General features: G+C 62.4%; 6 protein-coding genes. All 6 read right to left on the bottom strand.

Translation table 11 applies throughout. The annotated features are described in order from the left end of the window. Nucleotides 1–652 (bottom strand): hypothetical protein (locus J0I64_RS04300; RefSeq protein WP_291406375.1); only part of this gene is annotated, 652 nt, incomplete at its 3' end. After that, on the bottom strand, nucleotides 649–1,578 hold the full coding sequence (locus J0I64_RS04295) for an ATP-binding cassette domain-containing protein (protein ID WP_291406374.1): 930 nt from the start codon (nucleotides 1,576–1,578) through the stop codon (nucleotides 649–651). The genes J0I64_RS04300 and J0I64_RS04295, both read right to left, overlap by 4 nt. 4 nt (nucleotides 1,579–1,582) lie before the next feature. Continuing rightward, nucleotides 1,583–2,374, bottom strand: coding sequence for an ABC transporter ATP-binding protein (locus J0I64_RS04290; RefSeq protein ID WP_291406373.1), 792 nt, complete (start codon nucleotides 2,372–2,374; stop codon nucleotides 1,583–1,585). Next, on the bottom strand, nucleotides 2,371–3,279 hold the full coding sequence (locus tag J0I64_RS04285; protein ID WP_291406372.1) for an ABC transporter permease: 909 nt from the start codon (nucleotides 3,277–3,279) through the stop codon (nucleotides 2,371–2,373). Before J0I64_RS04285 ends, J0I64_RS04290 begins: the two co-directional genes overlap by 4 nt. 5 nt (nucleotides 3,280–3,284) lie before the next feature. Beyond that, complete coding sequence (locus J0I64_RS04280) at nucleotides 3,285–4,262, bottom strand: ABC transporter permease (protein ID WP_291406371.1); 978 nt, start codon at nucleotides 4,260–4,262, stop codon at nucleotides 3,285–3,287. A gap of 59 nt (nucleotides 4,263–4,321) precedes the next feature. Beyond that, nucleotides 4,322–5,624: ABC transporter substrate-binding protein (locus J0I64_RS04275; RefSeq protein ID WP_291406370.1), on the bottom strand; the 1,303-nt coding region annotated here is incomplete at its 5' end.

Genomic DNA, 5,624 nt, shown 5'->3' with positions numbered 1-5,624 from the left:
GGAAGTATTTGCGGTTCGCGGCAAAGGCGGACTGGATCAACCCCGCCCGCACCTGATGGAAGATCGACTGCAGGTAATAGCCATCCGCCCGCTCGATCGCGGTTTCGAGATGCACATTGCCGCGCCAGAAATTTAACGCCCGCATGCCCTCTCCAAAGACCGCCTGCCGCAGCGGCTCGGGATAGTCCCTGAGCCGCGTCAGCGCCACTTCAAAGCCTGGGCTATCGCAGAAAAGCACCTGCATCGAGGTGAGGTCCGACAGGGCAGCAAAGCGATAAAACCCATTGGGCGTCCAGACGCGATCCTCGCGCTCCACCGCCCCGCCCAGCGCCCGTTCGGCGGCCTCGAACACCGGCGCCGATTGCCGGAACCAGATTTCCACCACCTCGCCCAGGAGACAGAAGTCGACGCCGCACTCGCCGTCCCCGGCCCAACCCCTGAGCCCGGTCGCATCGGGCAGCACCTCGCCCACATGGCGCACCAGCGCCGCAGGCTCCGGCCAGCCCTCGGCAAAGACATAAAAATCGACGTCCGAGAACGCGTCTTCGAGCCCCTTGGCATGGGCGCCCCCGAGGCCGATCACGGCCCCGGGCAGGTTCAGCGCGCGCAGCGCCGCGGTGACGCGCGCGATAATAAGCGCGGTTTCGCTCACGCCTCGATCCTGCGCACAAAGTGGCCGGGCTGCACTTCCTCGATGGTGTTGACAACCTTGCGCGCCAGCGCCCGCACGGCCTGCGCCTCGCTCGCAAACGAGCGCGCCCCGGTGCCGTCGAGTTTGACCTTGGGGTCCGGCACGGCCGAGAGCAGGAGCTTTGTATAGGGGTGCTGCGGATTGGAGATCACCAGGTTCGGCGGCCCCCATTCCACCACCTGCCCCGCATACATGATGGCGATGTCGTCGGCGATGAACTGCGCCGTCGCGATATCGTGGGTGATATAGAGGAAGGTGATCGAACGCGTCTCCTTCATCCGCCGCATCAGGTCGAGCACGGAACGCCGGATTGACACGTCGAGCATGGAGGTCGGCTCGTCGGCAATGATCAGCTCCGCACCCACCGCCAAGGCCCGCGCGAGATTGACGCGCTGACGCTGCCCGCCCGAAAGCTCGTGCGGATACTTTTCGAGCGTCACCTTGGGATCGAGCTCCACATCGGCGCAGACCTCTTCCACCGCCTTGCCGAGGTCCGTACCCCGCAGCTTCCGATGGAGCATCAGCGGCCGTTCCAGATGGTGCCGGATCGTGTGCGCGGGATTGAGCGCCGAGAACGGGTCCTGAAACACCATCTGCACGCTGCGCAGATAATCGAGTTTGTCCGCACGCGAGCGCATGCCGGCAATGTCCCGCCCCTTGAAGGAAATGCTGCCTGAGGACAGCTGGAAAAGCCGCGCCACCGCCCGGCCGAGTGTCGATTTGCCCGAGCCACTCTCGCCCACCACGGCCAGCGCCTTGCCGGGCCGGATGGAGAGCGAGATATTGTTGAGCGCCACCACTTCGTGGGCAGCCCCCAGCATGGGCTTCATGTGAAAGATCTTGGTCGCGCCCTCGATCCGAAGCAGTTCGGAAACAATCTGCTGCATGGCCTCAATCCCTTGTCAGCAGCGGCATGGAGGACCAGAGCCGCCTGGTATAGTCATGTTGCGGATTGGCGATCAGCTCGGCCGATGGCGCCACCTCCACCAGCTTCCCCTCGAGCATGATGGCGATGCGGTCGGCGAACTGCCCCATCAGTGCCAGGTCATGGGTGATGAAGAGGATCGAGAAGCCGAATTTGCGCTTCAGCTCGACGATTTCCTGCAAGATTTCGCGCTGCACCACCACGTCGAGCGCCGTCGTCGGCTCATCCATGATGATCAGTTTCGGTTCGAGCGCCAGGGCGATGGCCAGAACCACGCGCTGGCGCATGCCGCCAGACAGCTGGTGCGGATAATCATCGAGCCGGCTCTGCGGAATGCCGATCAGCGCCAGCAATTCGCTGGCCCGCGCCCGCGCTTCCGCCGTCGACACGCCCGTATGGCGCACGATCACGTCGCGGAACTGCTCGAAGATCGTCAGCACCGGATTGAGCGAATTCATGGCGCTCTGGAACACCATGGAAACGCTCGACCAGCGCCACTTCCTCAGGCGCTCCGGCGACATGGCGAGCACATCCTCGCCATCGAGCGTGATGGAACCTTCCGAAATAATGGCCGGTGGCCGGTGAAGACGCATCAGTGCCAGGGCGATCGTGCTCTTGCCCGATCCCGATTCCCCCGCCAGCCCCAGCACTTCGCCGCGACCAATGCTGAAATCAACGCCCTTCACCGCGGTAAAGAGACCATGGGCGGTCAGGAAGTCGACCTTGAGCCCGCGCACATCGAGCAGTTTGTCGGTCATGGCTTGACCTCCGCCAGACGCTGCTGGTCGATTTTCTTCTGCGCCTTGATAGCGGCGGCCACGGTGCCCAGGGTCCTGAGACGAGGATTGGAAATTTCGTCGACACCGAAATTGAGCAGCGACAAGCCGACCCCGATACCGGCCACAGCCAAAGCAGGCACCAGCACTTCCCACCAGGCGCCCACGGTAATCGCAGAGGCATTTTGCGCGTGGTAGAGCATGGTGCCCCAGGAAACCGACATCGGATTGCCGAGGCCCAGAAATTCCAACGTTGCCTGGGTGATGATCGTATAGGTCACCGAGCCGATGAAATTGAAGCCGATGATCGAGAGCAGGTTGGGCAGCAGCTCGACGAAGATCATCCGTGTTGGCCGCTCCCCGATGAGTTCGGAGGCGAGGATATATTCGCGATTGCGCAGGGTCAGGGTTTGCGAGCGGGTAACGCGCGCGCCCCATGCCCATGAGGTCATGCCAATGATGATGGCAATGACGGCAGGATTGGTCTGCCCCATGAAGGCGGCAATGACCAGGAGCAGCGGCAATTGCGGAATGACCAATACCACATTGGTGAAAAACGAGATGACCTCGTCGATCCAGCCGCCGAAATAGCCGGCGGCAATGCCAAGCACCGTGCCGATCAGCACGATGATGATGCCGGCAAAAAAGCCCACCGCCAACGAGGTGCGCGTTCCATAGATGAGCTGGGCGAAGACATCGCGCCCCATGCGGGTGGTGCCGAGCCATTCTTCGGGGTTGGGCGGCTGATGGGGCCGGCCGACGCGCTGCATCGGATCGAGATTGAGCAGCATGGGCCCGAAAATGGCCACGGCAACATAGAAGAGCACAATGATGAGGCCGATCAGGGCCTTCTTGTTACGCAGAAAAACTTTGAGTGTCTCGAACATGGGTCTCAGGCCTTCCGCAGGCGTGGATCGAGGAAGACGTAGAGGAGATCGACGGCCAGGTTCGCGAGCAGGGTCGCAAAGGTCATGATCAGCAACTGCCCCTGGATCAGCGGATAGTCGCGCGTGACGATGCCGATATAGAGGGTCTGGCCGAGGCCGGGATAATTGAACACCACCTCCGTCACGAGCGAACCGCCAAGGATCGCGCCCAGCGTCAGGCCGAGCGATGTCACCGACGGCAGCAGCGCATTGCGCGCGGCATAGTTGAGCTGCACGCGACGGTCCGAAAGCCCCTTGGCAAGGCCCATGGTCACATGATCCTCGCCCAATTGGCCGATCATGTTGTTGCGCATGGTGACGAGATAGCCGCCGACAAAGACGATCATCAGCGAGCAGATGGGCATCAGCCCATGGAGAGCCACGCTGCCAAAAAATTCAAAACTCCAGGCGGGGTCCAGGGCCGGCGCAAAGGCATAGCCGGTTGGCAGCCATTTGAGCGCCACGCCGAAGATGAAGAGCGCGGTAAGCGCAATCACCACGGCTGGGGTCGCCTGAAGAGCCAGCGAAACCGGGGTCACCACCGCATCGAACATGCCCCCGCGGCGCCAGGCGGCAAAGGTGCCGATAACCGAGCCGACGCAGAAAGCGAGCAGTGTCGCGGTCCCCGCGAGCAGCAGCGTCCAGGGCAGTGCATAGGCCAGAACCTGGTTCACCTTCTGGGGATAGAAGCGGATGGAATAGCCGAGGTCACCGGTAAAGACCGACTTCATATAGTCGAAGAACTGCTGGTGCAGCGGGCCCGAGGCGAAGCCGAAGGTTTCGATCAGGGCATTGCGCGCTTCCGGCGTCAGGGTGCTGTTCTGCTGAGCGAACATGACGTCGATGGGATTGCCGGGCATTAGCCGGGGCAAGGCGAAATTGATGGTAGCCGCCACGAGGAAGGCCACGAGATAGAAGGCTATCCGGCGGATAACGAAGTTCATCGCACTCTCCAAAAGGGCAAGACGGCGCAGCCGAAGCCGCGCCGCCTTTCTTCAAGGGATTACTTGACCGGGGAGAGAGCCAGCAGGTGCAGCAGACGTTCCGGCACGCCGGAATAGACCACCGGACGGGCGACCGGATTGTCGGCATTGAAGAAGCCGGTGAAACGGGTCGTGTTGTACTCGTACCAGAGGGGGTTGTTGAACACGTTGATCAGCGGCATGTCGGCAGCGATCAGGGCCAGCACCTGGTGCATGGCGGTGCGCTGTTCATCCGGATTGGTCGTGGCGTTGAAGGCATCGAGCGCCGCGTCGAGCTCGGGGTTCACATAGCGCGAGGAGGCAAAGCGGTTCTGCCCGATATTGCGCGAGTGGAGCGAGGAATCGAGGAAGAAGTGGGGGCTGACGCCGGTCGAAACGGCATTGAGCGCGGCTTCGTACTTGCCCGAGATCAGCGCGTCGGTCCAGGCCGGGCTTTCCGGGGTCGCCATCGAGGCATTGATGCCCACTTCAGCCAGACCTTCGACGGCCAGCTGCACCGTGTTCACCCAGTCGGTCCAGCCGTTGGGCACGATGATTTCAAGCGCGATCGGCAGGCCGCTCGGGCTTTCAAGGAAGCCGTCGCCGTCCTTGTCGGAATAGCCGGAGTCAGCCAGCAGCGCCTTCGCCGCTTCGATGTCGAACTGGGCGAAGTGGCCATATTCGGCTTCCGCTTCGACATTGTTCCACACGTCATAGGCCTGGCCGAGGCCCGAGGCATATTCGTTGGCGGTCGGATAGCCGTAGCCGGCGATATCGACCATGGCCTGGCGGTCCATAGCCATGGAGAAGGCCCGGCGGAAGTTGACGTCGTTGAAGGCTTCCTTGAGGCCCGGATCCTCGCTTTCCATGTTGAGCGAGAAGTAGACCGGCGAGCCGGCCGGGAACCAGTAGCCGCGGTGATCGGGGTCACCGGCGAGATAGGTGCGCTCGATATCGGGCAGGAACGAACCGAACCAGTCGAGCTCGCCATTGGCGGCCATGGTCAGCACCTGGTCGTTGTTCGACACCTGCGGCATGCGCATGCAGTCGACTTCGAGTTCCGCATTGTCCCAATAGTTGGGGTTGCGGCACTGGATATATTCCTGCGGCGTGAAGCGGCGGATTTCGGTCAGCGGACCCGAGCCGACCGGCTTGGGATTGGTGAAGGTGACCGGGTCGGCAACGCCGGACCAGACGTGCTCGGGGACCACATAGGTCTGGACGATCTGGTAGATCAGGCCAGCGTCCACCTGCTTGAGCTTGAACGTGACCGTGTTGTCGTCGTTGGCCGTGACGCCTTCGAGCTTGGGCCAGACGGCGCGCAGGTCGAGGATGTCGAGCATC

The organism is Devosia sp. (genome assembly GCF_017307565.1).
GTDB lineage: Bacteria > Pseudomonadota > Alphaproteobacteria > Rhizobiales > Devosiaceae > Devosia.
The sequence above is the reverse complement of the archived record's forward strand: the minus strand, read 5'-3'. Positions and strand labels throughout refer to the sequence as shown.

What these genes read in the sequence shown, in the direction of transcription:
- J0I64_RS04295 (WP_291406374.1), bottom strand. Translation starts at nt 1,578, where the DNA reads ATGCAGCAGATTGTTTCCGAACTGCTTCGGATCGAGGGCGCGACCAAG.
- J0I64_RS04280 (WP_291406371.1), bottom strand. Translation starts at nt 4,262, where the DNA reads ATGAACTTCGTTATCCGCCGGATAGCCTTCTATCTCGTGGCCTTCCTC.
- J0I64_RS04290 (WP_291406373.1), bottom strand. Translation starts at nt 2,374, where the DNA reads ATGACCGACAAACTGCTCGATGTGCGCGGGCTCAAGGTCGACTTCCTG.
- J0I64_RS04285 (WP_291406372.1), bottom strand. Translation starts at nt 3,279, where the DNA reads ATGTTCGAGACACTCAAAGTTTTTCTGCGTAACAAGAAGGCCCTGATC.